Origin of the sequence: Catenulispora sp. GP43 (assembly GCF_041260665.1) — a bacterium.
Classification (GTDB): Bacteria; Actinomycetota; Actinomycetes; order Streptomycetales; family Catenulisporaceae; genus Catenulispora.
This window is the reverse complement of sequence record NZ_JBGCCT010000009.1, coordinates 25,334-52,238: the sequence shown is the minus strand read 5'-3', so window position 1 is coordinate 52,238 and position 26,905 is coordinate 25,334. Positions and strand designations below refer to the sequence as shown.

24 protein-coding genes and 1 riboswitch are annotated in these 26,905 nt (G+C 71.6%); of the genes, 13 read left to right on the top strand and 11 right to left on the bottom strand.

Annotation, left to right across the window (positions count from 1 at the left end; all coding sequences use genetic code 11):
* Nucleotides 1-75 precede the first annotated feature (75 nt).
* Nucleotides 76-501, top strand: a complete 426-nt coding sequence (locus ABH926_RS19610; protein WP_370367121.1) for an SHOCT domain-containing protein — start codon at nt 76-78, stop codon at nt 499-501.
* 61 nt (nt 502-562) lie between these two features.
* Here the strand turns inward: ABH926_RS19610 and ABH926_RS19605 are convergent, their stop codons facing one another.
* Nucleotides 563-1,207, bottom strand: coding sequence for a uridine kinase (locus tag ABH926_RS19605; protein WP_370367120.1), 645 nt, complete (start codon nt 1,205-1,207; stop codon nt 563-565).
* Nucleotides 1,207-3,792 (bottom strand): ABC transporter permease, encoded by a 2,586-nt coding sequence (locus ABH926_RS19600; RefSeq protein ID WP_370367119.1) that lies wholly within the window; start codon nt 3,790-3,792, stop codon nt 1,207-1,209. The genes ABH926_RS19605 and ABH926_RS19600 overlap by 1 nt, the downstream gene beginning before the upstream one ends.
* 221 nt (nt 3,793-4,013) lie before the next feature.
* Here ABH926_RS19600 and ABH926_RS19595 point away from each other — a divergent pair, with 221 nt between their 5' ends.
* On the top strand, nt 4,014-4,484 hold the full coding sequence (locus ABH926_RS19595) for a type II toxin-antitoxin system PemK/MazF family toxin (RefSeq protein ID WP_370367118.1): 471 nt from the start codon (nt 4,014-4,016) through the stop codon (nt 4,482-4,484).
* 101 nt (nt 4,485-4,585) lie between these two features.
* Here the strand turns inward: ABH926_RS19595 and ABH926_RS19590 are convergent, their stop codons facing one another.
* Nucleotides 4,586-5,551, bottom strand: a complete 966-nt coding sequence (locus ABH926_RS19590; RefSeq protein ID WP_370367117.1) for a transglycosylase SLT domain-containing protein — start codon at nt 5,549-5,551, stop codon at nt 4,586-4,588.
* 11 nt (nt 5,552-5,562) lie between these two features.
* Nucleotides 5,563-5,714, bottom strand: a riboswitch (cyclic di-AMP (ydaO/yuaA leader).
* A gap of 263 nt (nt 5,715-5,977) precedes the next feature.
* On the opposite strand from ABH926_RS19590, the gene ABH926_RS19585 reads away from it, so the two are divergent.
* Nucleotides 5,978-8,905, top strand: coding sequence for an AAA family ATPase (locus tag ABH926_RS19585; RefSeq protein ID WP_370367116.1), 2,928 nt, complete (start codon nt 5,978-5,980; stop codon nt 8,903-8,905).
* Between the two features lie 117 nt (nt 8,906-9,022).
* Nucleotides 9,023-9,736 carry a DsbA family oxidoreductase gene (locus ABH926_RS19580; protein WP_370367115.1) on the top strand — a complete coding sequence of 238 codons (714 nt, stop codon included), beginning with the start codon at nt 9,023-9,025 and terminating at the stop codon, nt 9,734-9,736.
* Between the two features lie 145 nt (nt 9,737-9,881).
* Here ABH926_RS19580 and ABH926_RS19575 read toward each other — a convergent pair whose 3' ends face one another.
* On the bottom strand, nt 9,882-11,309 hold the full coding sequence (locus ABH926_RS19575) for a S8 family serine peptidase (protein ID WP_370367114.1): 1,428 nt from the start codon (nt 11,307-11,309) through the stop codon (nt 9,882-9,884).
* A 420-nt stretch (nt 11,310-11,729) separates the two neighbouring features.
* On the opposite strand from ABH926_RS19575, the gene ABH926_RS19570 reads away from it, so the two are divergent.
* Nucleotides 11,730-14,339, top strand: a complete 2,610-nt coding sequence (locus ABH926_RS19570; RefSeq protein ID WP_370367391.1) for a M4 family metallopeptidase — start codon at nt 11,730-11,732, stop codon at nt 14,337-14,339.
* A gap of 48 nt (nt 14,340-14,387) precedes the next feature.
* On the opposite strand, the gene ABH926_RS19565 is transcribed toward ABH926_RS19570, so the two are convergent.
* Both ABH926_RS19565 and ABH926_RS19560 read right to left on the bottom strand, forming a co-directional pair.
* A complete protein-coding gene (locus ABH926_RS19565) occupies nt 14,388-14,990 on the bottom strand; it encodes a response regulator (RefSeq protein WP_370367113.1) in 603 nt (200 codons plus the stop codon).
* Complete coding sequence (locus ABH926_RS19560) at nt 14,987-16,132, bottom strand: sensor histidine kinase (RefSeq protein WP_370367112.1); 1,146 nt, start codon at nt 16,130-16,132, stop codon at nt 14,987-14,989. Before ABH926_RS19560 ends, ABH926_RS19565 begins: the two co-directional genes overlap by 4 nt.
* A 132-nt stretch (nt 16,133-16,264) precedes the next feature.
* Here ABH926_RS19560 and ABH926_RS19555 point away from each other — a divergent pair, with 132 nt between their 5' ends.
* From ABH926_RS19555 to ABH926_RS19530, 6 genes are all read left to right on the top strand, one after another.
* Entirely contained in the window at nt 16,265-17,203 is a 939-nt protein-coding gene (locus ABH926_RS19555) for an ABC transporter ATP-binding protein (RefSeq protein ID WP_370367111.1), read from the top strand.
* Nucleotides 17,200-17,904 (top strand): ABC transporter permease, encoded by a 705-nt coding sequence (locus ABH926_RS19550; RefSeq protein ID WP_370367110.1) that lies wholly within the window; start codon nt 17,200-17,202, stop codon nt 17,902-17,904. Before ABH926_RS19555 ends, ABH926_RS19550 begins: the two co-directional genes overlap by 4 nt.
* 84 nt (nt 17,905-17,988) lie before the next feature.
* Entirely contained in the window at nt 17,989-18,885 is an 897-nt protein-coding gene (locus tag ABH926_RS19545) for an MBL fold metallo-hydrolase (RefSeq protein WP_370367109.1), read from the top strand.
* A gap of 10 nt (nt 18,886-18,895) precedes the next feature.
* Nucleotides 18,896-19,327 carry a winged helix-turn-helix transcriptional regulator gene (locus ABH926_RS19540; protein ID WP_370367108.1) on the top strand — a complete coding sequence of 144 codons (432 nt, stop codon included), beginning with the start codon at nt 18,896-18,898 and terminating at the stop codon, nt 19,325-19,327.
* Nucleotides 19,328-19,489: 162 nt separating this feature from the next.
* The gene (locus ABH926_RS19535; RefSeq protein WP_012786113.1) at nt 19,490-19,693 is read left to right on the top strand and encodes a cold-shock protein; all 204 of its coding nucleotides are present in this window, start codon (nt 19,490-19,492) and stop codon (nt 19,691-19,693) included.
* Between the two features lie 153 nt (nt 19,694-19,846).
* Nucleotides 19,847-20,182 carry an RNA polymerase-binding protein RbpA gene (locus ABH926_RS19530; protein WP_370367107.1) on the top strand — a complete coding sequence of 112 codons (336 nt, stop codon included), beginning with the start codon at nt 19,847-19,849 and terminating at the stop codon, nt 20,180-20,182.
* A 90-nt stretch (nt 20,183-20,272) separates the two neighbouring features.
* On the opposite strand, the gene ABH926_RS19525 is transcribed toward ABH926_RS19530, so the two are convergent.
* From ABH926_RS19525 to ABH926_RS19510, 4 genes are all read right to left on the bottom strand, one after another.
* Nucleotides 20,273-21,142 carry a serine protease gene (locus ABH926_RS19525; protein ID WP_370367106.1) on the bottom strand — a complete coding sequence of 290 codons (870 nt, stop codon included), beginning with the start codon at nt 21,140-21,142 and terminating at the stop codon, nt 20,273-20,275.
* Between the two features lie 185 nt (nt 21,143-21,327).
* Entirely contained in the window at nt 21,328-21,531 is a 204-nt protein-coding gene (locus tag ABH926_RS19520; RefSeq protein WP_370367105.1) for a ferredoxin, read from the bottom strand.
* 20 nt (nt 21,532-21,551) lie between these two features.
* Nucleotides 21,552-22,754: a cytochrome P450 gene (locus ABH926_RS19515; RefSeq protein ID WP_370367104.1), complete on the bottom strand. Its 1,203-nt coding sequence runs from the start codon at nt 22,752-22,754 to the stop codon at nt 21,552-21,554.
* Between the two features lie 172 nt (nt 22,755-22,926).
* On the bottom strand, nt 22,927-23,457 hold the full coding sequence (locus ABH926_RS19510; RefSeq protein WP_370367103.1) for a helix-turn-helix domain-containing protein: 531 nt from the start codon (nt 23,455-23,457) through the stop codon (nt 22,927-22,929).
* A 168-nt stretch (nt 23,458-23,625) separates the two neighbouring features.
* On the opposite strand from ABH926_RS19510, the gene ABH926_RS19505 reads away from it, so the two are divergent.
* Both ABH926_RS19505 and ABH926_RS19500 read left to right on the top strand, forming a co-directional pair.
* Nucleotides 23,626-24,942 (top strand): hypothetical protein, encoded by a 1,317-nt coding sequence (locus ABH926_RS19505; RefSeq protein WP_370367102.1) that lies wholly within the window; start codon nt 23,626-23,628, stop codon nt 24,940-24,942.
* 308 nt (nt 24,943-25,250) lie between these two features.
* Nucleotides 25,251-26,609, top strand: a complete 1,359-nt coding sequence (locus ABH926_RS19500; protein ID WP_370367390.1) for a recombinase family protein — start codon at nt 25,251-25,253, stop codon at nt 26,607-26,609.
* A gap of 8 nt (nt 26,610-26,617) precedes the next feature.
* On the opposite strand, the gene ABH926_RS19495 is transcribed toward ABH926_RS19500, so the two are convergent.
* Nucleotides 26,618-26,818, bottom strand: a complete 201-nt coding sequence (locus tag ABH926_RS19495; RefSeq protein ID WP_370367101.1) for a hypothetical protein — start codon at nt 26,816-26,818, stop codon at nt 26,618-26,620.
* Nucleotides 26,819-26,905 lie beyond the last annotated feature (87 nt).

Below are 26,905 nucleotides of genomic sequence, written 5' to 3'. Positions count from 1 at the left end.
GTCTAAGGATCGGGGCGAGAATTGAGAGTGGGACACGGAGTGACATCTACAGAAGGCTGAAGGAGGTGGAGGCCCATGGATCCCCGTTACTACGTTGGCGGGCGCCATTTCCACGAGGGCCTCGGATGGGGAGGGTGGCTGCTCTGGGTGCTGTTCATGATCGCACTCTGGGCGCTGGTCATCATGGCGGTCGTGTGGTTGGTGCGCAGCTTCACGCACCGCGGATCGATGACGGCACAGCGCCCGGCCCAGGCGTACGGCGGGACGGGGACGGTCTCCGCCGAGCAGATCCTGGCAGAGCGGTTCGCCCATGGTCAGATCGACGAGAACGAGTACCGAGCTCGGCTCGGGGTGTTGCGAGGGGACCGGCCGATGGCGGCGCAAGCCGCGCCACCGGCTTCACCAGCTGCACCGGCACCACCGCCGGCACCGCCGGCAGCACCACCGACGCCGCCGGCACCTCCGCCGGCAGCGCCGGAGCAGCAGACTCCGCCGGAGTGAGAGCCGGCGGAGTCGGGGAATCCGGCGGGAACGAGATGTCCGACAGGTCGTGACAACCCGGTCAGACGAACAGCAGAGCCGGATGCCGAGGGTCGTCCATCCGTGCCGTCAGGGACGCGGCACGCGATGGATCGGCCTCGGCGTCGTACCGCGCGTACGCGGGCAGCGTCCACGCCCGATCCTCGGGCGTGCGCCGCTTCAGCGCCCCGCGCGAGAGCCATAGATGCACCTCCACGTCGAAGGGCAGCCCGATCCCCATCAGGAACGTGCCCTCGACGATCAGCACCCCGCCCGGCGGCAGCTCGACGTACTCGGCCCGGCTGGCCCGATCGCGTTCGGCGTTCCACAGCGTGGGGAGGACCCGCCCGGAACCGCCCGGCTCGAGCGGACCGAACACCTCCCGCCTCAAACCGTTGAGGTCCAGCCACTCGGCATAGAAGACGTCCGGGTCCTCGCGGCCGTGCTCCAGCCGCAGCGACCGCGGCCGCAGGAAGTCACCGGTGGAGATCCGCAGCGTCGGCCGGCCGTCGCCGACCAGCACCCGCTCGACCGCCGCCGCCACCTCCGCCGTGCCCGACCCCGGCGCGCCGTCGATCGCCAGCCGGGTCCAGGCATCCTTGTTCCGATGCCGCTCCGGCTCGTGCGCGGCCACCAGGTTCGCGATCCGCGAGGCCAGCCGCTCCGGGGAAATGGGCTCCGCACGCATCACGAATCCGCGATCGCCGCGACGATCGACACCGACGCCGCCCGCCGCCCCGGCAGCACCGAGGCCGCCAGCCCCGCCACCGCCGCCAGCAGCACGTACCCGGCCAGCGTGAACATCGGCACCGACAGCACCGCGCCGCCCTCGACCCGCCCGATCAGCGCCTCCAGCGCCCCGGCGATCCCGACCCCCAGCGCGACCCCCATCAGCGCCCCGACCGCCGACATCAGCACCGCCTCCACCGACAGCATGCGCCGCATCTGCCCGCGCGAGAGCCCCAGCGCACGCAGCAGCGCCGACTCGCGCGTGCGCTCCACGACCGACAGCGACAGCGTGTTGGCGATGCCCAGCACCGCGATCACCACCGCCAGCCCCAGCATCGCGGTGAACAGCTTCAGCGTCGCGTCGGCGCTGCCGGTCAGCGAGTCCTTCTTCTCCGCCAGGCTCCCGGTGTGCAGGAACGGGTACTGCGACACCACCGAGTCCACCGCCGCGCGCGACTCGACGGTGGGGACCCCCGGTGCGGCCAGGACGCGCACCTGCGTGTCGCCGAGCGGCTTGAACGTCGTCAGGAACTGCGCCCGCGGCAGCAGGACGTCGTACCAGTCGATGCCGTGGCCGGTGAAGACCTGGTAGATCACCGCGACCTTGCCGGTCAGCGGCCCGGACTGCGGCGTCTGCACCGTGATCGTGTCGCCGACCTTCACATGGTGGGCGTCGGCCATCTCGTTCGACAGCGCGACCGTGCCGGGCCCGAAGTCGGCCAGCGAGCCGGACTTCACCACCGGCTTGAACAGCGTGCCGTAGGCCGAGGCCTCGACCGCCCCGACGTCCACCGAGGTCCCGAACAGATCGGCCTTCGTGCCGTCCACCGCCGCCACGTGCCCCAGCTCCGGCTTGGCCCGCAGCTGGTCGGCGACCTGGAACGGCACCGTCTGGCCGGAGCCCGGCGGGTCCACGGAGTAGTCGTACGGGTTGTGCGAGTCGATCCACTGCGCCTGCGTCACCTGCACCGAGTCCTGCGTCACCGTGAACAGCGACATCAGCGTCACGCCGATGGTCAGCGCGGCGGTGGTGGCCGCGACCCGGCCGGGGTTGCGGCGGGCGTTGGAGCCGGCCAGCTTGGTCGGGGTGCCGAAGTACCGGCCCGGCAGCCAGCCCAGGGCCCAGATCATCGGCCCGACGATCAGCGGGCCGGCGACGATCAGCGCGGCGAACACCAGCGCGCCGCCGCCCCCGATCAGCTTCACCCCGCCGAGCAGGTCGTGCTGCGCGGTGCCCAGGGCGGCCAGCACGATCCCGACCGCGCCGAGCCCGGCCGCCACCGCGATCCTGGTCCGGCCGATCCGGCCGTGCGTGGTCTTCACCTCCTGCTGCGTGCGCAGCGCCTCCACCGGCGGCACGTTCGTCGCGGCGCGCGCCGGCAGCACCGCCGAGACGATCGTGACGGCGAACCCGACCGCCAGGCCCAGCGCGACCACCCCGCCGGACACCACGATCCCGCCGGGCGGCAGGGCGGTGGAGCTGGTCGCCGCGACCACCGCGTGCAGGCCCTGGGCCACCCCGATCCCGGCCAGCACGCCCAGCGCCGAGCCGACCAGCCCGACCAGCGCCGCCTCGGCCACCGTGGCGCCGAACACCTGCGCCTTGCCGGCGCCGATGCAGCGCAGCAGCGCCACCTGCCGGATCCGCTGGGCCACCAGGATCGTGAACGTGTTGTAGATGACGAACGCCGCGACCAGCAGCGCCACCGCCCCGAAGACCTCCAGGATCTGCGGCACGTTCCCGGCGATCGAGGCGCGGTGCTCCAGCACGGCCTTGGTGTACTGAGTGCCGGTCAGGACCGTGAACTGCGGCTGCCCGCCGAGCGCGGCGCCGGCCTCGGAGGCCAGGTGCTGCTGCGAGGCGCCGCCGGTGGCGTGCAGGTCGATCTCGTCGTAGCTGGTCTTGCCGGTGACGTCCAGGACCTGCTGCGGCAGCAGCCCGACCAGGGTCCAACCGTTGGCCCGGTTGTCCACGCCGTACTCGGCGATGCCGGCCAGCCGGAAGGTGCGGATCGCCGAGTCGTGGCCCACGACCCGGATCGTCTGCCCAACCTGCAGCTTGTGCTCGGCGGCGGTGTCCTTGTCGACGACCGCGTCGCCGGGGCCCTTCGGCCCGGTGCCGGCGACGATGCTGCCCGGATACAGCGCCGGGTCGGCCGGGAACGCGACGGCGTTGCCGGTCAGGCCGTCGGTGCGCATCGGCTGGCCGTTCGCGTCCAGCAGCGGGGCCGGACCCTTGACCTGGCCGCTGACCACGGCGTCGGAGCCGACGCGGGCCTGGATCCGGTCCACGACCGCAGGCGTGAGCAGCGAGGGCGGCGTCGGCGGCGCCGTGGTGTTGGCGTAGACGGCCGAGCCGGTCTGCTGCACGGCGGCGTCGATGTTCTGCGCCGCGCGCGCGTAGCCGTAGTCGAACGCCTGGTTGATGGACCCCGAGAGCAGGAACGTCCCGGTCACGAAGGCGATGCCCAGCACGATCGACAGGCAGGTCAGGGCCAGGCGCACCGCGTCGGCGCGCAGCCCGGCCAGCACTACCTTCGGCATGCGCACATCCTCCGTGGGTTCACCGGATCATCGTAACTATCCTGGCGTGCCCGGCGCGGGGCGCGCATCGTCCGGTCGGAGGGGGCGCGGCGCCCGGTGTCCGACCACGGTCGTAGACGCGGCTGGCCTCACCAGCTCGGATTGTCCGGGCCTGAGGCACGGTGAGCCGGGACGGCGGGTGGTTGGCGGGCCCGCTCACTCTTTTGGCATAGTTCGGCGCCATGGCAGAGCATGAGCACGACCAGTGGGGGAACTCGCCCGGCCGGTTCCCGCCCTTCGACACGATCGAGATCGACCCGCACAAGATCGGCGCGGTGCACACCGAGTGGGATCCGGAGGAGGACCACCACCCGGACCCCGGTGAGATCGTCTGGACCTGGGTGCCCTACGAGGAGCACGACGGCCGCGGCAAGGACCGGCCGGTCCTGCTGGTGGCGCGGGGCAAGGCGACCGGGAACTTCCTGGCGGTCAAGCTGACCAGCAAGTGGCACGCGGACGCCGAGAACTGGGTCAGCATCGGCACCGGCGAGTGGGACCGCGACGCGCGCGAGTCCTGGGCCGTGATCGACCGCGTGGTGCGGGTGCACCCTGAGGGCATACGGCGCGAGGGGCACGCGCTGGACCGCGGCGACTTCGACAGCGTCATAGGCCACCTGCACAAGCGCTACGGCTGGACCGGCGAGGGTTTTTAGGCGCTTCTAGGCCTGATACAGGACGGCCGAAGCCCCCGAACGACGATCCGTTCGGGGGCTTTCGGTTGTCAACACAGGGGAACCGGTGGACCGGTGCGGGATCAGTACCCGTACCAGCAGGAGCCGCCGCAGCGCGCCGCGACGACGGAGTCCAGCGAGCCGTAGACGGCCGCCGCGTAGCGGACGCCGGCGATGATGTTGGCCACCGGGTTGTAGATGTTGCCGTAGCCCGGCAGCGCGTACGCGTTGAACGTCGGCTGGATGGTCTGCATCAGACCGATCGACGGGTGGCCGGCGGCGGCGTTGGAGTCCCAGCCGTTGGTGGCGCTCGGGTTGCCCGCCGACTCGTGCATCACGGTCTGGTAGATCGCGTTGTACGAGACGTAGTAGCCGTGCGCGTTCAGGATCGAGATGGCCTGCTTGATCCAGCCGTCCAGGTTGTTGGCGTAGGTGCCGGTCGACGCCGAGGCCGCGGTGGCGCTCTGGGTCGTGGTCTGGGTGGTGGTCTTGGCCGACTGGGTCGACTTCACCGGCGCGGACTCCACGACCGGCTGGTTCGAGGTCGAGGTCGAGGTCGAGGTCGAGGACGAGGTCGACGCCGGGGCCGCGGTGCCGTTGGCGCCCGGCAGGTTCAGGACCCAGCCGGTGATGATCAGGTTCGGGTCCGACAGCTTGCGGCCGTCGGCCTGGGCCTTGCCGGTGTTGAGCTTGAAGATCTCCGGGTACTTGCTGCCGTCGCCGAGCTTGGCCTGGGCGATGCCGGACAGGGTGTCGCCGGAGCGGACGGTGTAGCTCTCCGAGGCCGGGGCGTCGGTCTTGGGCGCGGCGGCCTTCGGGGCGGCGGCGACCGGGGCGGCGGCCGGGGCCGGAGCGGCGGCGGCGACGGCGGCGGCCACGGCCGAGGCCGGAGCCGGAGCCAGGGCCGGGGCGGCCACGGGGGCGGCGTGCGGCGCCGCGGCGAACGCGGGGGCCGCCGAGGCGAGGGTCGGGACGGCGACCGCGCCGAGGGCGGCGGCGGTCAGGGTCAGGCCGCGGGAACGGCGGCCGAGCACCAGGGGAGTGCGCATCTACGTTGTGTTCTTCCTCTTTGACCGCCTACCGGGTTAGCTGACGGGTTCGGGCGAAAGAGGCTGCCCTACCACTTCGGAAGCGGATTCACCCCATTGGGACGTGGGTCCCCGGTTCCCGTCCGGCGCTTTGCACGCTTTTGGGATTCGGCGTAGGCAGCCGGTGTCCCGATTTCCGGGTCTAAGGACCGGCGTGCCTGGTCTGCGACCGTAGCGGGACCAGCGGCGGAAATGCACGCTGAGATGGTCTCGAAAAGATAACAACGCGCTCGGTAGCTGCGGCTTCTATATCCAGTGATTGATTTCGATGCGGAAAACGCGGAGGAATCGGACATAAGGTATTTCGCCGTATGTCAGAGACGCTCTGTGCACGAGCCGGTACTTCGGACTCGCCAATAGGCCGCAGACGGGAGGACACTTCCTTGCGTGAAGGACGCACCAGCGATACTCGGCCGGCAGCAGACGCTCGAGAAATGCATGGCGGCGTTGGCCGCCGGCGGCGGGGTCCTGGTCAGCGGCCCAGCCGGAATCGGCAAATCAGCGCTGCTGGACGCGATCGGCTCGGCGTGCGCGGCGGCCGGGCAGCTGGTGCTGCGCTCCGCCTCGGCGGCGGCCGAGTCCTGGCTGCCCTATCTGGGCCTGTACGACCTGTTCTCCGACGCCGTCGCTTCCCGGCCAGAAGTGGTGCCTTATCACCTGCGCCCGGCCTTCGACGGTGTCCTGATGCGCTCGGTCCCCGACGGTGCGGCCACCGACCAGCTGGCGATCCGCGTCGCGGTGGTCGAGGCGCTGCGTGCGCTGGCCGCGGAGCGTCCGGTGCTGTTGATCCTGGACGACGTCAACTGCCTGGACTCGGCCACCGCCGAGGTGCTGGCCTTCGCCGTGCGCCGCCGCCAGGGCAGCCGCGTGCGCGTGCTCGCCGCCGAGCGGCTCTCGGAAGGCCAGGAGCCCACCTGGTGGGGGCTGCTGCCGGAGGACGCCGTCGAGATCGCCCTGGGTAACCTGCCCGGCCCGGTGGTCTCCGAACTGCTGCGGACCCGCCTGGGCCTGCGTCCCACCGACAAGCTGTCGCAGCGGATCCGGGACGCCAGCGGCGGGAACCCTTTTTACGCGCTGGAGTTGGGCCGCGCCGCACTGCGATCGGGGACCGTGGTCCAGCCCGGCGACCCGCTGCTGGTGCCCGAGCGCCTGCGCGGCCTGCTCGCCGACCGGCTGCACGCGCTGCCCAAGGCCGCCCGCGACGCGCTGCTGCTGATCTCGACCGCCGCGCGCCCGCCGCGCGAACTGCTGGCCGGCCACGAATGGGGCCTGTCGCAGGCGCTGGCCTCCGGCATCATCGTCTCCGGCCGGGACCTGGAGCCGCGCTTCGCACACCCGCTGCTGCGCGAGATCGTGTATGCGGACGCTGATATCGAGGCCCGCCAGGAGTGCCACGCGAAGCTCGCCCAGGCCCACGACGACCCGCTGGAGCGCGCACGGCACCACGCTCTGGCGACGTCGGACGCCACCGAGGAGCTGGCCGCCGAGCTGGAGGAGGCCGCCCGCATCGCGGTGTTCCGCGGCGCCCCGGGCACCGCCGCCGAGCTGTTCCGGATGGCCGCCGACCGGACGCCGGCGGACGGCGTGACCCTGGCGAACGGCGTGACCCTGGCGAACGGTACCGACAGCTTGTCGGCGACCGCCGCCGTGGACGCCGCCGACACCGCCGACGCCACTGTTGACGCCACTGTTGACGCCGTCGACGGTGCCCTGCGATCGGCCGCCGGCCCGGGCGCGGGCCCTGGTGCCGGCCCGGCGAATGCCGGCGGGCCGCCGGCGGACACCGACGTGGCCTCCCGCCGCCGCCTCGAAGCCGCGCGCGCCGCCTTCGACGCCGGCCTGCCGCGCCAGGCCCGCGAAGCCGCCGAGGCCGTCGCGGCCGGACCGGACCCGGCCTGCCGCGTCGGCGCGCGCCTGCTGCTGGTCGAGCTCGACGACGACATATCCGCGCAGGGCCTGCTGCTCGAAGCCGCCGAGGCCGACGCCGCCGGGCGCCCGGACCTGCGGGCGCGCGTGAGCCTGCAGCGGGCCGACCACGCTTTCCGCTCCGGCTCGGTCGAGGAGGCGCTGTCCGCCCTGGCCCGCGCCGAGGAGTACGCCCTGACCACCGGCGACCGGAGCCTGCGCGCGGAGTCCATCGCGATGCGCGTCCCGACCGAGATCCAGACCGACCCCGAGCGGGCCATCGAATCGCTGGAGGAGGCCGAGGCGCTGGGGCTGGGCGGGGACCTGACGCTGCCGTCCATCGCCGTCCGCAAGTCCCTGATCATCTGGTTCCTGCGCCGCGGCGACGTCGCCGACGCCCTGGCCACCGCGGCCCGGCTGCGCGCCGACGTCGAGCGCGCCGGCCGCCTGCGCGACCTCGGCGACGTGCTGCACCTGGTGGCCTCGGTGAACGAGCGGGCCGGCCTGTGCCGCCAGGCGCACGAGGCGGCGCTGCTGGGCAGCCGGCTGCGGGCCGAGACCGGCTCCTCCAGCGTGCAGGCGCTGATCCTGTCGGCCGCGGCCGAGTTGTCCAACGGCAGTGCGGAGGCTGCCGTGGACGTCGCCCAGCGCGCCATCGAGGCCGGCACCGCCTCCGGCGACTCGGAGTTCACCGGCTACGCGCACGCCTTCCTGGGCCGCGCCGAGCTTCTGCTGGACCGCTCCTCCCAGGCCGCGCACCACCTGGCCCGCGGCAGGACCCTGATGCGCAACGTGGGCATGGTCGACCCCGCGACCTTCCTGGTCGACGCGGACCTGGCCGAGACCCTGGCCCGCTGCGGCTCGTTCTCGGCGGCCGACCGCATCCTCGACGAGGCCCAGGAAGCCGCCCGCCGCCTGGAACGCGACGTGGTCAAGCTCGGCCTGACCCGGGCCCGCCTGCTGCGCCACGGCCTGGCCGCCGACGCCCGCGAAGCCGCCGACCGTCTGCGCGCCGCCATCCCCGCCGAGCACCCCTACCCGCTGGAGATAGCCCGCGCCGAGGTGACCCTCGGCGAACTGGAACGCCGCGCACGCCGCCGGGCCGCGGCCCGCACCGCGTGGGAATCGGCGGCCACGGCCTACGCGGCGGCCGGCTGCGGCCCCTGGCTGCGCTTCGTCCAGGGCCGCCTGGCCCGCCTGGACACCCCGGCCGAACCGCTGAGCGCGACCGAGCGCCAGATCGTGGAACTGGTCCGCTCCGGCGCCACCAACCGCCAGATAGCCGCCGCACTCCAGGTGTCGGTGAAGGCGGTCGAAGGGAACCTGACCCGCCTGTTCCGCCGCTTCGGCGTGAGCAGCCGCGCGGAACTGGCCGGCGCCGAACCGGTGGCGAGGGTGGAACACGTGTGACGGGTCACGCCGGCCCGCGGAATTCCGTGAGGTAGTTCACCGTTGAACAACACGTGCGGGCCCCAACCCCCTCCGGGCCCGCACCCCCAGTGCCTAGTAATAAGGAAGTGAACCGCCGTGCGCGTCGAGATCTGGAGTGACGTCGCCTGCCCCTGGTGCTACATCGGCAAGGCGCGTTTCGAGCAGGGCCTGTCGGCCTTCGCCCACAAGGACGACGTCGAGGTGGTCTTCCGCTCCTTCGAACTGGACCCGACGCTCCCCAAGGGCGCGGTGTCCGACGTGATCCCGATGCTGGCGAAGAAGTACGGGATGAGCCTGGAGCAGGCGAAGGCCGCCGAGGAGCGCGTCGCGTCCAACGCCCATGCCAGCGGCCTGGAATACATCTTCGGCGCCCACGACGTCGGCAACACCTTCGACATGCACCGCCTGATCCACTTCGCGAACGCGCGCGGCAAGCAGAAGGAACTGGTAGCTGCCCTGTTCCACAACCACTTCGCCGACGAGCGCTCGCTGTTCGACGACGAGCGTCTGATCGAGCTCGCCGTGCAGGTCGGCCTGGACGCGGACGAGGCGCGCGCGGTGCTCGCCGACGAGACGGCGTACGCCGCCGAGGTCCGCGCCGACGAGCAGGAGGCGCAGATGCTGGGCGCGAACGGCGTGCCGTTCTTCGTGCTGGACCGCAAGTTCGGCGTGTCCGGCGGCCAGCCGGCCGAGGTGTTCACGCAGGCGCTGCAGGAGGCGTGGGCCGCGCAGGTGCCGGCGCTGAAGGTCGTCGGGGAGGCCGCACCGGATGGTGCGGTGTGCGGGCCGGACGGCTGCGAGATCCCGTAAGGCTTCAAGCCTGCCGCCGATCGATGCGGCGACGTCGCGCTGACCGGGGAAAGCCCTGTCGTGTAGCTCGAAAACAGCGAAGAGACCGCCGGCCGCACCCCAAGGTGCGGCCGGCGACCTTCACAGCACTCGACGAAGCCAGCCCTCAGTGACCCCGGCCGTCCCCGCCCTCAGCCGACGCGGCCAAAGCCAGCGCCGGAACGAAGTGCGCCCCGTCGATGGTCCCCCAGCCGGTCGCCATGTCGTAGCCGGGTCCCGCGCTCGGGCCGGTCACGCCGTTGTCGCTGATGTTGCCGACGGTCACGTCCTGGATGCCCGTGAACTTGCCGAACCGCGGGTTCGTCGACAGGCGCCCCAGCTGGTACAGCGCCGGGTTGATGGTGCCCAGCCGGTGGCCGGCGGCCTGGTCGGCCAGGGCCACGACGCCGGACATGATCGGGCAGGACTCGCTGGTGCCGGCGATCAGGTGCCAGCCCGGGCGGGTGAAGCTGAAGTACACCCATGCCGCACCCGACAGGGTCGCGCTGAACGAGATGTCCGGTGTGCCGCGCTGGGCGCCGACGACGTTCTTCACGCCGTCCTGGTAGTCCGGGCGCTTGAACACGTGCGACTGGCCGCCGCCGCCGACGACGCCGCCCGGGTCCAGCAGGTTGTTGTCGTTGCCGGTGACGTCCGGCGCGGTGCGCTTGCCGCTGTCGTCGATCGCCGGGTAGGTGCCGCCGATCGAGGTGACCAGCGGGTCCGCGGAGGGCCAGGAGTTCGCCGGGTACGGGAAGAACCCGTTGCCGTCGAGGGTCTGGCTGGTCACGCCGTTGTCGCCGGCCGAGGCCAGCACCGTGACGTGGTGCGCCGCGGCGTCCTTGAACGCGTACCGCAGGTCCGTCAGCGACGAGTAGTCGTGCTGGGCGAACCCGGGGAAGGTGTCCTCGGTGGCGCCGAAGCTCTGCGAGATCACGTCCGGGACGCCGGCGTCGATGAGCGACTTCTCAGCGTTCATCATCTCCGGCAGGCCGGTCACGCCCTCGGTTTCGGCGACGGCGGTCTCGGCCAGCACGATCTTCGCCCCGGGGGCGATCGCGTGCGCGTACTCCACGTCCAGCGTGGTCTCCTCGGCCCACCCGACCATGGTGGAGTCGGTCGGGTCGAACGCCGGGATGGTCCCGAACTGCCGGATGTCCACCTTGGTGTCCGGCAGACCCCACTGCTTGTCGAAGACGTCCAGGTCGGCCTGGATCGTGGGCGAGCCGTAGGAGTCGACGATCAGGATCGTCTTCCCCTTGCCGGTGATCCCGGCCTGGTACAACGGGTTCAGGTCGTACGCGCTGCGGTACTGCAGCGGGCTGTAGCAGTTGATGCCCACCTGGGCCAGACACGCCGATGTCGCCAGCGGTGTCGGCAGATCTGCCACTTCCCGGCTTCCCCAGGTCATGGGGTGCACCTGGACGCTCTTGCCAGAGCCCTGGATGCCCGCGGACGTCACGGTGGACGCGGCGGTCGAAGCGGCCAGGGTGAACGCGCTCGCTATAGCGAGCGTGAGCGCGCCGGCGCGGGTGGCACGTTTGCGGGTGCTCATGTGACTCCTAGTCTCTGGAACACACCCCGATGGAACAGTGCACTGTGCACAACACCCAAAAGCCGGGGCGTGCGCAATGGCGCTGGCCTGCGGTTGATCGAATCGTTATGCGGCTTCGGGGTTTCGCCCTAGGAGGCGCGGATCCGATCCGTCGGCGCGGGTCCACCCTTGCTGTGCCCTCGCGATCGTTGACGTTCGGCGTACGGCCGGTTACGTTCCGAACCAACGTCAGGGTTCTTAGAACACTCTTAGCAAACTCTGCACAAAACCTTGGCGTTGTGCGCTGGGCCCATGCCACCAAGCATCGGCGCATGCGCGATCCCCCCGCCCCCCTTCGCAAACCCCCGCGAAAGGAAGCCCGTGAGATCGCAACACCCCCACACCAAGCGCGGCCGTAGCCCGCGACTGCTCGCCGCCGGCCTGGCCGTCGGCACCGCCGTCGCGGCCGGCATCACCGCGCTGTCGGCCGGACCGGTGACGGCAGCCGCCGCCGGACCGGCAGGCACCCCGAACGTCCAGGCTCCGAACGCACAGACCCTGGCCGCGCGGAGCGCCGACGCGCTCGTCGCCGCCAGGCCCGCGTTCCTGCACGCCAGCGCGGACGACCAGTTCGTGCGCCAGCAGGTCATCTCGTCCAACGGGGCCCAGTACGTGCCGTATCTGCGCACGTACTCGGGCCTGCCGGTGGTCGGCGGCGACTTCGTCATCGCCACCAACAGCGCCGGCCAGGTCGTGTTCCAGTCGGTCGCCCAGGACCACGCGATCGGCACGCTGTCCACCACCCCGACCCTCAGCAGCGCCAAGGCCGTCTCGGTGGCCTCCGGACAGCTGAAGTCGGTGTCCAAGGTCGAGGGCACGCAGCTCGTGGTGTTCGCGCTCGGCTCCGGCCCGGCCGCCCTGGCCTGGGAGACCACGGTCGACGGCATCGGCGACGACGGCGTCAGCCGGCTGAGTGTGGACGTCGACGCCAAGACCGGCGCGGTCCTGCACACGCAGGAGCACGTCGAGCACGGCAGCGGCACCAGCGCGTGGAACGGCCCCAACCCGGTCCACATCGACACCTCGGGCTCGGGCAGCTCGTACTCGATGAACACCCCGAACATCACCAACATGCCCTGTCAGGACGCGGCGAACGACACCACCTTCACCAAGTCCACCGACGTCTGGGGCAGCACCGACAAGACCAGCCGCGAGACCGGCTGCGTGGACGCCCTGTTCGGCGCGCAGTCCGAGTTCAAGATGCTCGCCCAGTGGGACGGGCGCAACGGCATGGACGGCAACGGCGGCGCCTGGCCGATCCGGGTCGGCGACCAGGAGGAGAACGCCTACTACGACGGCAGCCAGGTCCAGATCGGCTACAACTCGCAGGGCCAGTGGATCGGCGCCATCGACGTCATAGCCCACGAGATGGGCCACGGCGTCGACGACCACACCCCCGGCGGCATATCCGGCAACGGCACCCAGGAGTTCGTCGCCGACACCTTCGGCGCCGCCACCGAGTGGTTCACCAACGAGCCGGCGCCGTACGACGTGCCGGACTTCACCGTCGGCGAGCAGATCAACCTCGAGGGCACCGGGCCGATCCGCAACATGTACAACCCCTCGCTGATCAACGGCGACCCGAACTGCTACTCCAGCTCGATACCCGGCGACGAGGTGCACGCCGCGGCCGGTCCCGGCAACCACTGGTTCTACCTGGTGGCCGAGGGGACCAACCCGACCAACGGCCAGCCGGTCAGCCCGACCTGCAACAACTCCACGGTCACCGGCGTCGGCATCCAGAACGCCGAGAAGATCATGTACAACGCGATGCTGCTGAAGACATCGGGAGCCTCGTACCTGACGTACCGCGTCTGGACCCTGCAGGCGGCCAAGACCCTGGACCCGACCTGCGCCGAGTTCAACACGGTGAAGGCGGCCTGGACCGCGGTCAGCGTCCCGGCCCAGTCCGGCGAGCCGACCTGCACCGCCGGCACCAACGACTTCTCGATGGCGGTGTCCCCGACCTCCGGCTCGGTCAACCCCGGCAGTTCGCTGACCGCGACCGTGTCCACCACCCTGACCAGCGGCTCGGCCCAGACCGTCGCGCTGAGCGCCTCCGGCCTGCCGGCCGGCGCCACCGCCTCGTTCAGCCCCTCGTCGGTCACCTCCGGCTCGACCTCGACGCTGACCCTGAGCACGGCGGCGAGTACGGCGCCCGGCAGCTACCCGGTGACCATCACCGGAACCGGCGCCTCGGCGACGCACACCGCCACCTTCACCCTGACGGTCAACGGCACCGGCACCGAGACGGTCTCGGTCGCCAGCCCGGGCAATCAGACCTCGACCGCCGGCACCGCGATCAGCACCCTGCAGATCTCGGCGACCGACTCGGCGGGCAAGGCGCTGACCTACTCGGCCACCGGCCTGCCGGCCGGCCTGTCGATCAGCGGCTCCGGCGCCATCACCGGCACCCCGACCACCGCCGGCAGCTCCAGCGTCACGGTGACGGCCTCCTCGGGCACCGCCTCCGGCAGCACCACCTTCAGCTGGACGGTGAACCCGGCCGGCGGCGGCTGCACGGCGACGCAGCTCCTGGGCAACGCCGGCTTCGAAACCGGCAGCGCCGCACCGTGGACCGCGTCGTCCGGCGTCATCGACAACAGCTCCTCCGAAGCTGCTCACTCGGGCAGCTGGAAGGCGTGGCTGGACGGCTACGGCACCACCCACACCGACACGCTCGCGCAACAGGTGACGATCCCGGCGTCCTGCACGACGGCGAACTTCTCCTTCTACGTCCACATCGACACGGCGGAGACCGGCAGCACCGCGTACGACAAACTGTCGGTGCAGGTCCTGAACTCCTCCGGCACCGTGCTGGGCACCCTGGCGACGTACAGCAACCTGAACGCCGCCACCGGGTACGTGTCGCATTCCTTCAACCTGGCCAGTTACATCGGCCAGACCATCAGCCTGAAGTTCACCGGCACCGAGGACTCCTCCCTGCAGACGTCCTTCGTGGTCGATGACACCGCACTGAACGTCGACTGACCCCGTGGCGGCCGCCCGGCGATCGGATGGGGATCGCCGGGCGGCCGCTCACAACCACCCGCGTTCGGTCGCGATCCGCGCGGCGACGTGCCGCGACGGCGCCCCGGTCTTCTGCATCGCGGAGGACAGATAGTTCCGCACCGTCCCCGAAGCCAGATGCACCCGATCGCTGATCTCCCGCACGCTCAGCCCCTCCGTCGTCAGCCGCAGGACATCGAGTTCCCGCTCCGTGAGCGGGCAGTCGTCCATCATCGCGGCGGCGGAGATGTCGGCGTCGATCCATCGCCGGCCGCCGTGTACGTGCACGATGGCCCGCTCCAGTTCCCCCGGATCGACGGACTTCGGCAGGAATCCGCGGACCCCGGCGGCCAGCGCCGCGCGCAGCACCCCGGCGCGGGCGTGGCGGGTGAGCAGGACGACGGCCTGCTCGGGCCGGCGTCCGATGATGCGCCGGGCCGCCTCCAGCCCGTCCAGCCGCGGCATCTCCAGGTCCAGCAGCACCACGTCCGGATCGAGGTCGGCGGCCAGCGCCACCGCTTCGGCGCCGTCGCGGGCCTGGGCCACGACCCGCAGCTCCTCCGACATGTCCAGCAGGCTGGCGATCGCGCTGCGCAGCAGGGTCTCGTCGTCGGCGATCAGGACGCGGATCACGACGCCCCCCGCGGCGCCGTCACGGTCGCCGCAGACGCCGTGAACGCCGCGCCGTCCCGTGCGGCCGTCACGAACGTCGCCCCGGCCCGCGAGGTCTCCAGCGTCCCGCCGAGCGCCGCGAAGCGCTCCCCGAGCCGGGCCAGCCCGCTGAGCTCCTGCGTGGCGTCCGTCGCGCCGTCGTTGACGATCCGCACCGAGTCCGGCCCGAGCTCGACCAGGACGTGCTCGGCCTGCGCGTGCCGCAGCAGGTTGGTGGTGGCCTCGCGCACCACCAGCGCGAACAGCTCCTCGAGCCGGTGCCCGACCGGGGCCCGGCCGCGGACGTCCAGCGCGATCCCGGCCGCCCGGACCAGCGACTCGGAGTTCGCGAGCTCTCCGGCCAGGGTGACGCCGCGCTCGCCGTAGGCCAGGCTCCGGGTCTCGGCGATCGTCTCGGCGATGAGCTGTTCCGCCTCGCGCAGGTGCGTCCGGGCCAGGTCCGGGTCCTGGTCGAGCAGCTTGTCGGCCAGTTGCAGCTTCAGCCGGCTGACGTGCAGCGCCTGCCCCTGGATGTCGTGCAGGTCGGCGGCGAACCGGTACCGCTCGCGCATGACCGCCAGATCCGCCGTGGCCCGGCGGGCCTGGTCGATCTCGAGGTAGAGACCGAAGCCGAAACGATTGCCCCGGAACAAGGCGAGCGCGGCGGAGGTCATCGCCGTCACGCCCACGACGGCGGCCGTGTCGCCGAAGACGGCCACCGGCAGGACCGCCAGCCCGACGGCCAGCAGACTCCACCACCACCGCAGGAAGGGGGGCGTGTTCGCCACCAGGGCGGCGGACAGGGAGAACGCGACCGAGGCCTGCGGGCTGTGGTGGTTGATCGCGATCGCCCACGACAACCCGTAGGACGCCAGCAGCGCCGCCCCGGCGAGGGCCGGCCGCGCACCGTGTTCCCAGTGCACGCACTGCCAGCAGACCAGGGCCCCGACGGCCAGGGAAGCCACCACCAGGACCGTCGACGACTTGCCCTGCGCCAGGCCGACCAGGCCCACGTAGCCGGCCACCACGAAGACCATGATCCAGGTCGTGAAGCGGCGCATCCGGGCCAGCGCGGGCGCGCCGGCGTCGGCGGGCGACCAGGTCTGGTGGATCTCCGGCGTCATGGGCGCCAGCCTATGCGCGCGGGGTTCCGCGCGGATCCGCGAAGCATCACCTCTGCGCCTGACATATGTCACGCGGAGTCATGCGGTCCCGGCACTACATCGACCCCGGCGCCGATCGGGATCGTGGGACCCATGAGGGAAGCGACAGAAGACACGGTCATCGAGGCATGGGACGTGGGCTACACCTACAAGGCGAACAAGGCGAAACGCGGCTCCGCCGAAGGCGGGCACGTGGCCGTCCAGGGCCTCGGTCTCACGGTCCAGCGCGGCGAGACGTACGCGCTGCTGGGCACCAACGGCGCGGGCAAGACGACCACGCTGGAGGTCCTGGAAGGGCACCGGTCCCCGACGTCGGGCCGGGTCCGGGTGCTGGGCGGCGATCCGTCCGACCGCCGGCGCGTCCGGCCGCGCATGGGGATCATGCTCCAGGACTCGGGCCTGGCCGCCGAGCTCACCGTGCGCGACAGCGTCGTGCTGGCCGGCGCGATCTCGGGGCGGAGCGACGACGCCGACGCGGTCCTGGACCGGGTCGGCATGGCCGGCAAGCGGTCGACGCGGGTCGCGCAGCTGTCCGGCGGGGAGAAGCGCCGCGTCGACTTCGCGATGGCGATATGGGGCGCGCCGGAGCTGGTCTTCCTCGACGAGCCGACGACCGGGCTGGACCCGGAGTCCCGCGCGGCCCTGTGGACGGTGGTCGGCGAGCTCAAGGCGGCCGGCACCACCTTCCTGCTGACCACCCACTACCTCGAGGAGGCCGAGAAGGCCGCCGACCACGTCGGCCTGATGCACGGCGGCACCCTGCGCCGCCAGGGGACGGTCGCCGAACTGACCGCCGAGGGCACCACGACGGTGCGCTTCGTGCCGCCGGGCGCCGTGGCCGACATCCCGGTCCCGGTGACCGGCACGGAGAACGGCCTGGCGGTGATCCGGACGCGCGCCGTCCAGCGCGACGTGACCACCCTGATGCTGTGGGCCGCCGAGCACGGCCACGAGCTGGCCCGCTTCAGCGTCCGCGAATCAGGACTCGACGACATCTTCCACGCCATCGGCACCGAGGGGACCACACCGTGAACGCCATCGCCGCGGCCGAACTCAAGATGCTCGCCCGCAACCGCGTCGTGGCCGGCGGCGCGCTGCTGTTCCCCCTGGTCTTCGGCGGCTTCCTCTACTTCAGCCGCGACACCCACAAGGCCGGCGGCGCGGTGGCCGGCGTCCAGCTGGTCGTGATGGTCGCGATGGGCACCTACGTGACGGCGACGACGACCCTGGCTTCCCGCCGCCAGACGCTGTACCTGAAGCGCATGCGCGGCGCGGCGGTCTCCGACCGGGCGATTATCGCGGGGCTCGTGTCCCCGCTGATCGCCGTGAACGCCGTACAGCTCGCCATCGTGCTCGGCGCCCTGGCCTCCGCCGACGCCCCCGCGAACCCGGCCCTGCTGATCGTCGCGGTCCTCGTCGCCGAGGCCATGTTCACCGGCCTGGCCCTGGCCACCGCGGGCTTCTCCACCTCCCCGGAACACGCGCAGTACACGACCATGCCGATCTTCCTGACGGCGACCGTCGCGGCCGTCTGGTTCGAGGCCACCGGCACCGACAGCCTGATCGCCGTCAAGCGGGCCCTGCCCGGCGGCGCCCTGGCCGAGCTGGTCGCGACCGCGTGGAACGGCGGCTCGTCGGCGAAGGTGCCGCTGCTGCTGGTGCCGACGCTGGCGTGGGCGGTCGTCGGGGTGCTCGCGGCGCGGGCGTTCTTCCGGTGGGAGCCGCGGAGGTAGACCTTGCGGAGTACGTACTTAGCGAAGTACGCACTTACAAGTGCGTACTTCCCGCTGAAGAGTGGCTCTCCGATAGTGAGTCCCATGACTCGCGCAGCAGAACGCTCACAAACCACCGTCGGCGGCACCACCGTCACCTACCTCCCCGACGGCGAGGGCTGGATGGACGCCTCGGTGATCTTCCCGGCCAGTGCCCCCGACGGCTGGGCCCCCTACGCGGCCTTCGTCGACGCGGCCGGCCGGATGCCGGTCAGCATCGGCTCCTTCCTGATCCGCACCGGGGGCCGGGTGATCCTGGTGGACCTCGGTCTCGGGGTCGTCGACTACGAGGTGCCCGGTGTGGCCTCGTTCACGGCCGGCCGGCTGGTGGACAGCCTCGCGGGGGAGGGGCTGGCGCCCGGGGACGTCGACACCGTCGTGTTCACCCACCTGCACCACGACCACGTCGGCTGGACCTCGGACGTCGCCCCCGATCCGGGGTTCCCCGAAGGCGCCGCGGTGGGCGGCCTGGTCTTCCCGAACGCGCGCCACCTCGTCGCGGAGGCCGAATGGCGGTACTGGGCCGACAAGGGGGTGTTCCCCGGTCCGGACCGGCGTGCCGTGCTGGAGCCGCTTGCCGGGCGGATCGGGTTCGTCGGCGACGGGGACGAGATCGCGCCCGGCGTCCGCGTCCTGGCCACGCCCGGTCACACGCCCGGCCACATCAGCCTGGTGGTCGCCGACCCCGAGGGTGCCGATCCGCGGCGGCTGATCGTGCTCGGGGACGTCATGCACTGCCAGGTCCAGGTCACCGAGAGCCGGTGGTCCTTCGTCTGGGACTTCGACCCCGACCAGGCGCTGCGCACGCGGGAGCAGGTGCTCGAGGAGCTGCAGGACCCCGACACCGTGCTGGCCGGCGGCCACTTCGCCGACCACGTGTTCGGGCGGGTGCTGCCGCCGGCGGCGCGGCGGCTGTGGGCGGACGGACGCCTTCTGGGCTAACGTTCCCCGCATGCCGGCCCCCCGAGTCCGACGTCCCCGCCCCGGTTCCCCGGGCCGGACCCCGTTGTCCTGGCTGCCCGACGGCAAGCCCGCCGACGTCTACAGCGCCCCGTGTCCCTCGCGCGCCGCGCTGGACCGCATCGCCGACAAGTGGACGGTCCTGATCGTGGTGGCGCTCGCGGACGGTTCGCGCCGCTACAGCGAGCTGCGGGCGGCGATCGACGGCGTCAGCGAGAAGATGCTGACCCAGACGCTGCGCAGTCTGGAGCGCGACGGGCTGGTCGAGCGGACCGTGTATCCGACGGTGCCGCCGAAGGTCGAGTACCGCCTCACCGAGCTCGGGCGGACGCTGCGGGCGCCGCTGGACGCCGTGCGCGACTGGGCCGAGCTGCACATCAACGCCGTTCAGGCCGCACGGCTGCGCTACGACGAGCAGGCCTAGTCCGTCCGTATCGCGGGATCGCCGCCCCCTTCACGGCACTCTTTCCGGGCCGCGGCTGCGACCTGGACGATTAGAGGTAGGTCACGGGCGGGTGGTCGTGCGATAGTGGGCAGGCGCACACGTCCCCAGAAGGTGGGTGTGGCCGCGGTATCGAGGAGATTCATGGCAACCGGCAAAGTCAAGTGGTTCAACGGCGAGAAGGGCTTCGGCTTCATCGAGCAGGATGGTGGAGGCCCGGACGTCTTCGTCCACTTCTCCGCGATCAGCGGCAGCGGCTACCGCAACCTGGAGGAGAACCAGGCTGTGGAGTTCAACGTGACCCAGGGTCCCAAGGGCCCGCAGGCTGAGGACGTCCGCGGCCTGTAAGGCGCTGACGCCGGCTTGAACCCCGCCGCCCTGCCCCCTCCATTTCCCAACGACGGGGCGGGGCTCGGGAGTTCTTCTGGTGTGATGGTCAGGCGCACTCGGCAGTCCGTTCGAGCTGACGGCCGGGACGCTTCGAGTCCGGGGAGGCTGGCTATGTCCCGCAGCAGTGGAATCCGTGGAAGCAGGATCGGCGCGGGCCCGATGGGCGAGTCCGATCGTGGTAATTCTGTCGAGCGCGTCGTGGTGACCTTCTGGTGCGCCGACGGCCACTCGACCCCGGCAGTGTTCGCCGCCGAGGCGGTCGTGCCGGAGACCTGGGAGTGCCAGACGTGCGGCCAGCCCGCCGGGCTGGACCGCGAGAACCCGCCGCCGGCGGCGACGGCGGCTCCGTTCAAGACCCATCTGGCCTACGTCCGTGAGCGGCGCAGCGATGCCGACGGCGAGAAGCTGCTCGCCGAGGCGCTGGCCAAGCTTCGGCAGGGGCGCTGACGCGCTCCGGCCAGACACGCGTTCGGTGTGGGCCGGGCCCCTGTCGCCTTCGACGACAGGGGCTCGGCCCTTGCTTCTTTCACCGAAGCCTCACGGCCTCGGAAGCAGGCACCCCGACACGGTCAGGTCGATCGCCCTCGAGGCGTTCAGGCAGGTGGTGATCCAGTACGTCTCCTGCCCGTAGCCCTGCCCGCGCCGGTAGGTGATGGTGCCGTTGGCGCCGACCTCGCACGGGTTGTCCAGCGTGCACTTCTGGCCGTTCTCGTTGATGGTGTTGTTCACCCCGACGACCTGGCCGGTGCTGGTGTCCACGTCCGGGGAGCCGGAGCTGCCGCCGATGACGGCGCACCCGGTCCGGCCATAGCGCAGCGAGTCGTGCCAGGTCCACTGGTCCTCCTCGACCGTGGCGGCGAACCCGTTCAGGGTGCAGCTCCACGTCCGGTCCCAGTAGGCCGAGGGTATGGCGATGGTGTCGCCGCTGACCGGGTGGCCCGCCGAGATGGTGAGCGGCGTGACGCCGTACTCGCTCTGCAGCGTGGCGAACGTGTCGGTGAGCTCGTACACGGAGATGTCGGTGTTGGTCATCGTCGCGTACAGCAGCTTGTCGGCCTGCACGGTGCCGAGCTCGCCGCCGGACCCGTCGAGCAGCGTGCCGGAGCGGCTGCTGGGCACGTTCTGCAGGACCTGGCCGGCCGACGGCATGCCGCCCTCGAAGCAGTGCCCCGCGGTGAGCATCAGGGCCTGGTCGCCGGCCTGCGAGTTCGGGTAGCGCACGAGCGAGGCCGAGCAGTCGTCCAGCGCGATGGTGCTCGCCAGCGTGACGTGGACGGCCGCCGGGCGGGGCGCGGTGGCCGGGCCGGCCGTCGCCGTGCCGGCGGACGCCGTACCGGCGGTCAGGGTGAGGGCGGCCGTGATGGTCACGGCCGCCGCGGCGAACATCGCCGCGGTTCGCTTGAGCATGGGATCTCCATGGGGCGAGGGTGGTGGCATGCGCCTATTGGCACGTCGCGGAGATTAGGAACGAATCCGGCAAGTGTCAACGGGTCCTGATATAAACGCCGCAAGGAGATCGTCATGGCCGGAACGCCGCCGCGGCGGCGTTCCGGCCGTCGGTCATGTCAGTCCTGCCAGCCCTGTCAGCCCTGTCAGCCCTCGTCTTCCACCAGGCTGATCGCGGAGGCGGGGCACAGCTGCGCCGCGTCGCGCACCGCGAACCGCCGCTGCGCGGGCGGCTCGGCGTCGAGCACCACGACCAGGCCCTCTTCCTCGTCCTGGTCGAACACCTCCGGCGCGTTCAGCGCGCACATCCCGGCGCCCATGCACTTGGTCCGGTCGGCCTGGACCCGCATCGTGACGCTCCTTTCCGGGCTCACCATGCGATCGGCAGGCGGTGCACGCCGTAGATCAGCATGTCGTGGCGGAAGGGGATCTGCTCGAAGGGCACGGCCAGCCGCAGGTTCGGCAGTCCGTTGAGCAGCACGTCCAGCGCGATCTGCAGTTCGGCCCGGGCCAGCGGCTGGCCCAGGCACTGGTGCACGCCGAAGCCGAAGGCCAGGTGCCGCCGGGCGTCCCGGCCGACGTCCAGGGCGTCGGCGCCGGGGAACGCCTCGGAGTCGCGGTTGGCCGTGTTGATCATCAGCAGCACGCCGTCGCCGGCCCGGATGGTGCGGCCGTTCACCTCGACGTCCTCGGTCGCGACCCGGGGCAGTCCGGTGTGCACGATCGACAGGTAGCGCAGGAGTTCCTCGACCGCGCCGCGGATCAGGCTGTTGTCCTCGCGCAGCCGCGCCATCTGCTCCGGGTCGCGCAGCAGCGTCAGGATCGACAGGGACGTCATGTTGGCGGTCGTCTCGTGCCCGGCCACCAGCAGCAGCGTGCCCATCGTCGCGACCTCGTCCGGGGAGAGGTCCTCGCGGCGCATCAGGCGGCCGATGATGTCCTCGTCGCCGCCGGCCCGCTTGGACTCGGCCAGCTGCTTGATGTACGCGTTCAGGTCCTCGCGGGCCTGGTGGACCTGGTCGGCGCTGGAGTTGGCGTTCAGCAGGGTGCTGCTGCACTTCTGGAAGTAGGCGTGGTCCTCGTACGGGACGCCCAGCAGCAGGCAGATCACCAACGAGGGCAGCGGGAGCGCGAACTCGGTGACCAGGTCGGCGTGGTCGCGGCCGCGGGTCATCGCGTCCAGCAGCTCCACCGCGATCGCCCGCACCTGCGGCCGCATCTCCTCCACCCGTTTGATGATGAAGTCCGAGGTGAGCATGCGCCGCAGCCGGGCGTGCTCGGGATCGTCCATCCTGATGAAGGTGGGGCTGCCGGTGGCCAGCTCGCGGCGCCCCGGGCTCAGGAACGGGAATCCGGCCTTGGTGGCGTCGGCGCTGAACCGGCGGTCCTGCAGCACGGCCCGGACGTCCTGGTGCCGGGTGAGCATCCACGCGGTGGTGCCGTCGAACAGCCTCACCGGGGCGACGGGGTCGTGTTCGCGGGCTCGGTCGTAGGCGGGCGGCGGGTCGAACGGACAGGCTCCGCGTTCGGCGGGGACGGCGAGGACTTCGGTCGAGGAGTCCGCGAGAGTCATACGCCTGATCCTTTCCAGGTGGCACAAGTTAGCTTTCGTACGCTAACTAACTGACGGTCAGCCTAACTCACGCATGGTGATGAATAAAGGGTCGGATCGAGGGTTGAACCGGTGTGAATCGGGGGACAGGTGAATCTCAGTGCTTTGACGAGGGCAAATGACGCGGTGAGTATCAGGACCGGTCGATAGGGAAGAGAATGGGGCTCAACAGGTATTGAGCCCGTTCCGCCGTCGCCTCGTTCTCCAGCACCGGCAGGATCGCCGCGCGCAGTGCCTCGATCAGCGTCTGGAGCTCCTCGCGGCTGAGCCAGACCGCGTGCTGCCGGTAGCCGACCAGATCGGCCGTCGGATCAGAGTCCTGATCCTCGAGGTACGCCGCGAACTCGGCCTGCAGCGCGGCGGTCGCCGCGGCGAAGCCCACCCGGTGGTCGTCCTTGGTCAGCGCGGCGAGCCGCTCGGGGTCCAGGCCCGCGCGCCCGCTGTGCAGGCGGTAGTGGCGCTCCGCCGCGCCGCGCACCCGCCGCTCCTCGGCGACCTCCAGCACCCCGGCCTCGGTCAGCAGGTCCAGGTGCCGGTACACCGTGGCCCTGGAGACGTCGCCGACGCGGTCGCCCAACGCGCCGGCGGTCAGCACGCGGCCGCCGCGCAGCGCGTGGATGATGCGCAGACGGACCGGGTGAGCCAGCAGCTTCAGCGAGTCCATGGACCAACGATCTCATGGATGCTACCTTTCTCAAAGATGCGAAAGGTAGGTCGCGCAGACCGTTGAGGCACACAGGCCGCACGGCGTTACAGACCGCACGGCGTTACAGACCGCACGGCGTTACAGACCGCACAGAGCTACAGACCGCACAGAGCTACAGGGGGAGTCATGGAAGCGATCACCGACCCGGCGATCACCGACCCGGCCGCGCTGGCGGCGCGGTTCGTCGAGCTGGCCGACCGGGGCCGGTGGCCGGACATCGAAGCACTCTTCGCCCCGGGGCTGCGCGCGGTGGTGTCCGCCGACGCGGTCCGGGCCGGATGGACCTCCGAGACCGGCCGTCTCGGAGAGCTCGCCGGGCTCGGCGCCCCGCGGCTCGAGGCGATCGACGGCGGTCTGACGCGGGTGAGCGTCCCGGTGAGCTTCGCCAAGGGCGACCTGGTGGTCGTCATCGCCACCGCCGGCGACGGGCTCCTGCACGGTCTGCGTCTGGCCGCGCCCGGCGAGTGGACGCCGCCGCCGTACGCCGCCCCGAAGCGGTTCGTGGAACACGAAGCCGTCGTGGGCCAGGGTCCGCTCGCGGTCCCCGGCACCCTGACCGTGCCGCGCGGCGACGGCCCCTTCCCGGCCGCGATCCTGCTGTCCGGCGGCGGCCCCTTCGACCGCGACGGCAGCGCCGGGCCGCTCAAGCCGCTCAAGGACCTGGCCTGGGGCCTGGCCGGCAGCGGGGTGGCGAGCCTGCGCTTCGACAAGGTGGGCGCGGTGCACGCCGAGGTCCTCGCCGAGATGCCCGAGTTCACGGCCGCCGACGAGTATCTGCCCTACGCCCGCGACGCCTTCCGGCAGCTCCGGCAGAACCCTGATATCGCCCCCGACCGCATCCACATCGTCGGGCACAGCATGGGTGCGAAGATGGCGCCGCGCATCGCTTCGGCGGAACCGGGTATCGCTGGTCTCGTGCTTCTCGCCGCCGATGCCGTGCCGATGCAGCGCTCGGTCGTGCGCACCGTGCGCCACCTGGCGTCCCTGGGCCTGGTCCCGGCCGAGACGGTGGCCGTGATCGAGCGGCAGGCCGCGAACGTGGACAGCCCCGACCTGTCGTCCTCCACCCCGACCGAGGACCTCCCGCTCGGCTACTCCGGCGCGTACTGGCTCGACCTGCGCGCCTACGATCCCGTCGCCACCGCCCGCGCGCTGCCGCAGCCGATGCTGATCCTGCAGGGCGGCCGCGACTACCAGGTCACCGAGGCCGACGACCTCGCGCTGTGGCGGGCGGGCCTCGGTGAGCGCCCCGACGTGGAGATCCGCGTGCACGCCGCCGACAACCACATGTTCGCGCCGGGCACCGGGCCCTCGACGCCGGCCGAGTACGCGGTCCCGGCGAACGTCGACCCGGCGGTCGTCGAGGACCTCGTCCGCTGGCTCGGCGGCCAGGCCCCGCGCGGCAAGGGGATCTTCTCCGGAATGCGGGGGCGGAGAAGCTGACTTTCGACCGCTTCACGATTTCTTAAGCATTCTCGCCGCTGGTCGAAAACGTGTCTGTGAGGGGGTGCATACGAGTTACTCACGCGGGTGTAAAGTGCTGCGCGAGATAGGGCGGTTCCTATAGGGAATTCGTTCGAGGGCCTCGGAGACGGGGCTCCGGGCGGCTGTGCGCGTGCGCGTCCGCGGGCTCTCACGCCATGTGACCGACGGGGCCCGGATCGTTCACGTTAACAAGCTGTGACCTGGGTTCTCTCCGAGGCACTCTCCCCATCTCCTATTCAGCGTAGTAGATTCACGATGTGGCTGACATGCGAGAGCCGTTGTTCGCGGCGGGTATCTACTGCTGCGTACCGCACATTGACGACGAGGATCAGAGCACTGTCGACGTCCGTGAGCTGAAGTGCCGTGAGTACGCGCGGTCGCGTCGGCTCCGGGTGGCGCCCGCGGCGGTCCAGGCCGACGCCGTGCGCACGGTGTGGAAGACCAAGGGCGTCAAGCCGGGGTGGGCGGCGACGCTGGCCGCCGTGGAGCGCAAGAAGATCAACGATCTGATTCTCTACGCGCCGGGCTCCCTGCTGCGCCACCGCGCGCTGGACCTGGTGCGGCTGCTGAGCGCCAGCGAGCGCAACGGGATCGTGCTGCACAGCGTCGGCGACGAGTGGGACCTGGCCGATCCGGCGCAGCGCCGCACGCTCAGCGACCGCGCCTCGGTGGCCTGCCGCGCCGCGCAGGCGGTGTCCCGGGCCTCGCGCGCCGCGCACCGCGGCGCCGCGCTCGCCGGCCGCCCGCACGGCGGCGGCCGCCGCGCCTTCGGCTACGAGGCGGGCATGGGCGAGCCGATCCCGGCCGAGTCCAAGGTGGTCCGCGAGGTGTTCGCCCGCTTCCTCGACGGGGAGACGCTGCGCGCGATCGCCTTCGACTTGAACGATCGAAACGTGCCGACCGCCCTGGGCTCGGCCTGGACGGTCGGCGGCGTCGGCCGCATCCTGGACGCACCCCGCTACGCCGGCATCCGCGTCTTCCGCGGCCAGGTCCGCACCGACGACGGCGACTACCTGCTCGGCGCGTGGCAGCCCTGCGTCAGCATCGAGGAGTGGGAACGCGTCCGCGCCCTGCGCGCCGAGGCGGCCCCCCGCCCCAACCCCGGCCGCACCGGCGGCGGCCGCTCGGGCTACCTGCTCACCGGCCTGGTCGAGTGCATGGCCTGCGGCCACAGCATGGTCGGCTCGGTCGTCGGCGGCTACCGCATGTACGCCTGCGCCTCGACCCGCAACCAGCCGCCGGAGGAATGCGCCCGCTCGATCGGCGCGACCTCCTTCGAACGCCACGTCCAGCAGGACGCGATCCGCATCCTCCAGGAGTGGGACGTGGCCCGCGTGGCCTCCCTGCCGATGGTCGGCAACCGCCGCCCGGACCCGCGCTCCCCGCACGACCCGGACCACGCCGCCTTCGGCGACATCCACGGCGGCGTGGTGGTGCGCTCGGCCTCCGCGATCGACGGCATCGTCACCGGCCCGGATGCCGGCCAGGACTGGCCCCGCGTGCCGCTGCGACGGCGGGCCGAGGTGCTGCGGTTCCTGTACACGGTGATCCGGGTCGGGCCGAAGACGACGAGCCGGGGGGTTTTCGATCCGGGGCGGATCGCTTTGGTGCCGCATCCGCTGTAGGGGTGTGGTCAACTCGGGGCGCTGATGGGCGCCGGGAGCTGATCGCCGGCGGTCGGGCGCGCAAGTTGCTGCTCGCCGGCGGCGCCACCGACCGGTTGGGGCCGGACGCGGTGAACCTCCGTTGTCTGCTCGGCGTGTTGGCCGCCGCGGCCGTGCTGCTGCTCGGCACGCTCGGCGGAGTCCTCGGTCTGGCGGCTGGCCGTCGGCATGCTCGCGCTCGATGTCGCGATGCAGTCGGGGCAGGTCGCGAACCAGGCACGCATCTTCGCCCTGGCGCGCCGGGGGGTTGATACCCA

Excerpts from the sequence above, each read along its gene's own strand:
- ABH926_RS19500 (WP_370367390.1), top strand. The coding sequence starts at position 25,251 with ATGCGAGAGCCGTTGTTCGCGGCGGGTATCTACTGCTGCGTACCGCAC.
- ABH926_RS19540 (WP_370367108.1), top strand. The coding sequence starts at position 18,896 with ATGCCGGCCCCCCGAGTCCGACGTCCCCGCCCCGGTTCCCCGGGCCGG.
- ABH926_RS19515 (WP_370367104.1), bottom strand. The coding sequence starts at position 22,754 with ATGACTCTCGCGGACTCCTCGACCGAAGTCCTCGCCGTCCCCGCCGAA.
- ABH926_RS19545 (WP_370367109.1), top strand. The coding sequence starts at position 17,989 with ATGACTCGCGCAGCAGAACGCTCACAAACCACCGTCGGCGGCACCACC.
- ABH926_RS19590 (WP_370367117.1), bottom strand. The coding sequence starts at position 5,551 with ATGCGCACTCCCCTGGTGCTCGGCCGCCGTTCCCGCGGCCTGACCCTG.
- ABH926_RS19605 (WP_370367120.1), bottom strand. The coding sequence starts at position 1,207 with ATGCGTGCGGAGCCCATTTCCCCGGAGCGGCTGGCCTCGCGGATCGCG.
- ABH926_RS19520 (WP_370367105.1), bottom strand. The coding sequence starts at position 21,531 with ATGCGGGTCCAGGCCGACCGGACCAAGTGCATGGGCGCCGGGATGTGC.
- ABH926_RS19595 (WP_370367118.1), top strand. The coding sequence starts at position 4,014 with ATGGCAGAGCATGAGCACGACCAGTGGGGGAACTCGCCCGGCCGGTTC.
- ABH926_RS19535 (WP_012786113.1), top strand. The coding sequence starts at position 19,490 with ATGGCAACCGGCAAAGTCAAGTGGTTCAACGGCGAGAAGGGCTTCGGC.
- ABH926_RS19560 (WP_370367112.1), bottom strand. The coding sequence starts at position 16,132 with ATGACGCCGGAGATCCACCAGACCTGGTCGCCCGCCGACGCCGGCGCG.
- ABH926_RS19600 (WP_370367119.1), bottom strand. The coding sequence starts at position 3,792 with ATGCCGAAGGTAGTGCTGGCCGGGCTGCGCGCCGACGCGGTGCGCCTG.
- ABH926_RS19610 (WP_370367121.1), top strand. The coding sequence starts at position 76 with ATGGATCCCCGTTACTACGTTGGCGGGCGCCATTTCCACGAGGGCCTC.
- ABH926_RS19525 (WP_370367106.1), bottom strand. The coding sequence starts at position 21,142 with ATGCTCAAGCGAACCGCGGCGATGTTCGCCGCGGCGGCCGTGACCATC.
- ABH926_RS19495 (WP_370367101.1), bottom strand. The coding sequence starts at position 26,818 with ATGCCGACGGCCAGCCGCCAGACCGAGGACTCCGCCGAGCGTGCCGAG.
- ABH926_RS19530 (WP_370367107.1), top strand. The coding sequence starts at position 19,847 with ATGTCCCGCAGCAGTGGAATCCGTGGAAGCAGGATCGGCGCGGGCCCG.
- ABH926_RS19505 (WP_370367102.1), top strand. The coding sequence starts at position 23,626 with ATGGAAGCGATCACCGACCCGGCGATCACCGACCCGGCCGCGCTGGCG.
- ABH926_RS19575 (WP_370367114.1), bottom strand. The coding sequence starts at position 11,309 with ATGAGCACCCGCAAACGTGCCACCCGCGCCGGCGCGCTCACGCTCGCT.
- ABH926_RS19555 (WP_370367111.1), top strand. The coding sequence starts at position 16,265 with ATGAGGGAAGCGACAGAAGACACGGTCATCGAGGCATGGGACGTGGGC.
- ABH926_RS19510 (WP_370367103.1), bottom strand. The coding sequence starts at position 23,457 with ATGGACTCGCTGAAGCTGCTGGCTCACCCGGTCCGTCTGCGCATCATC.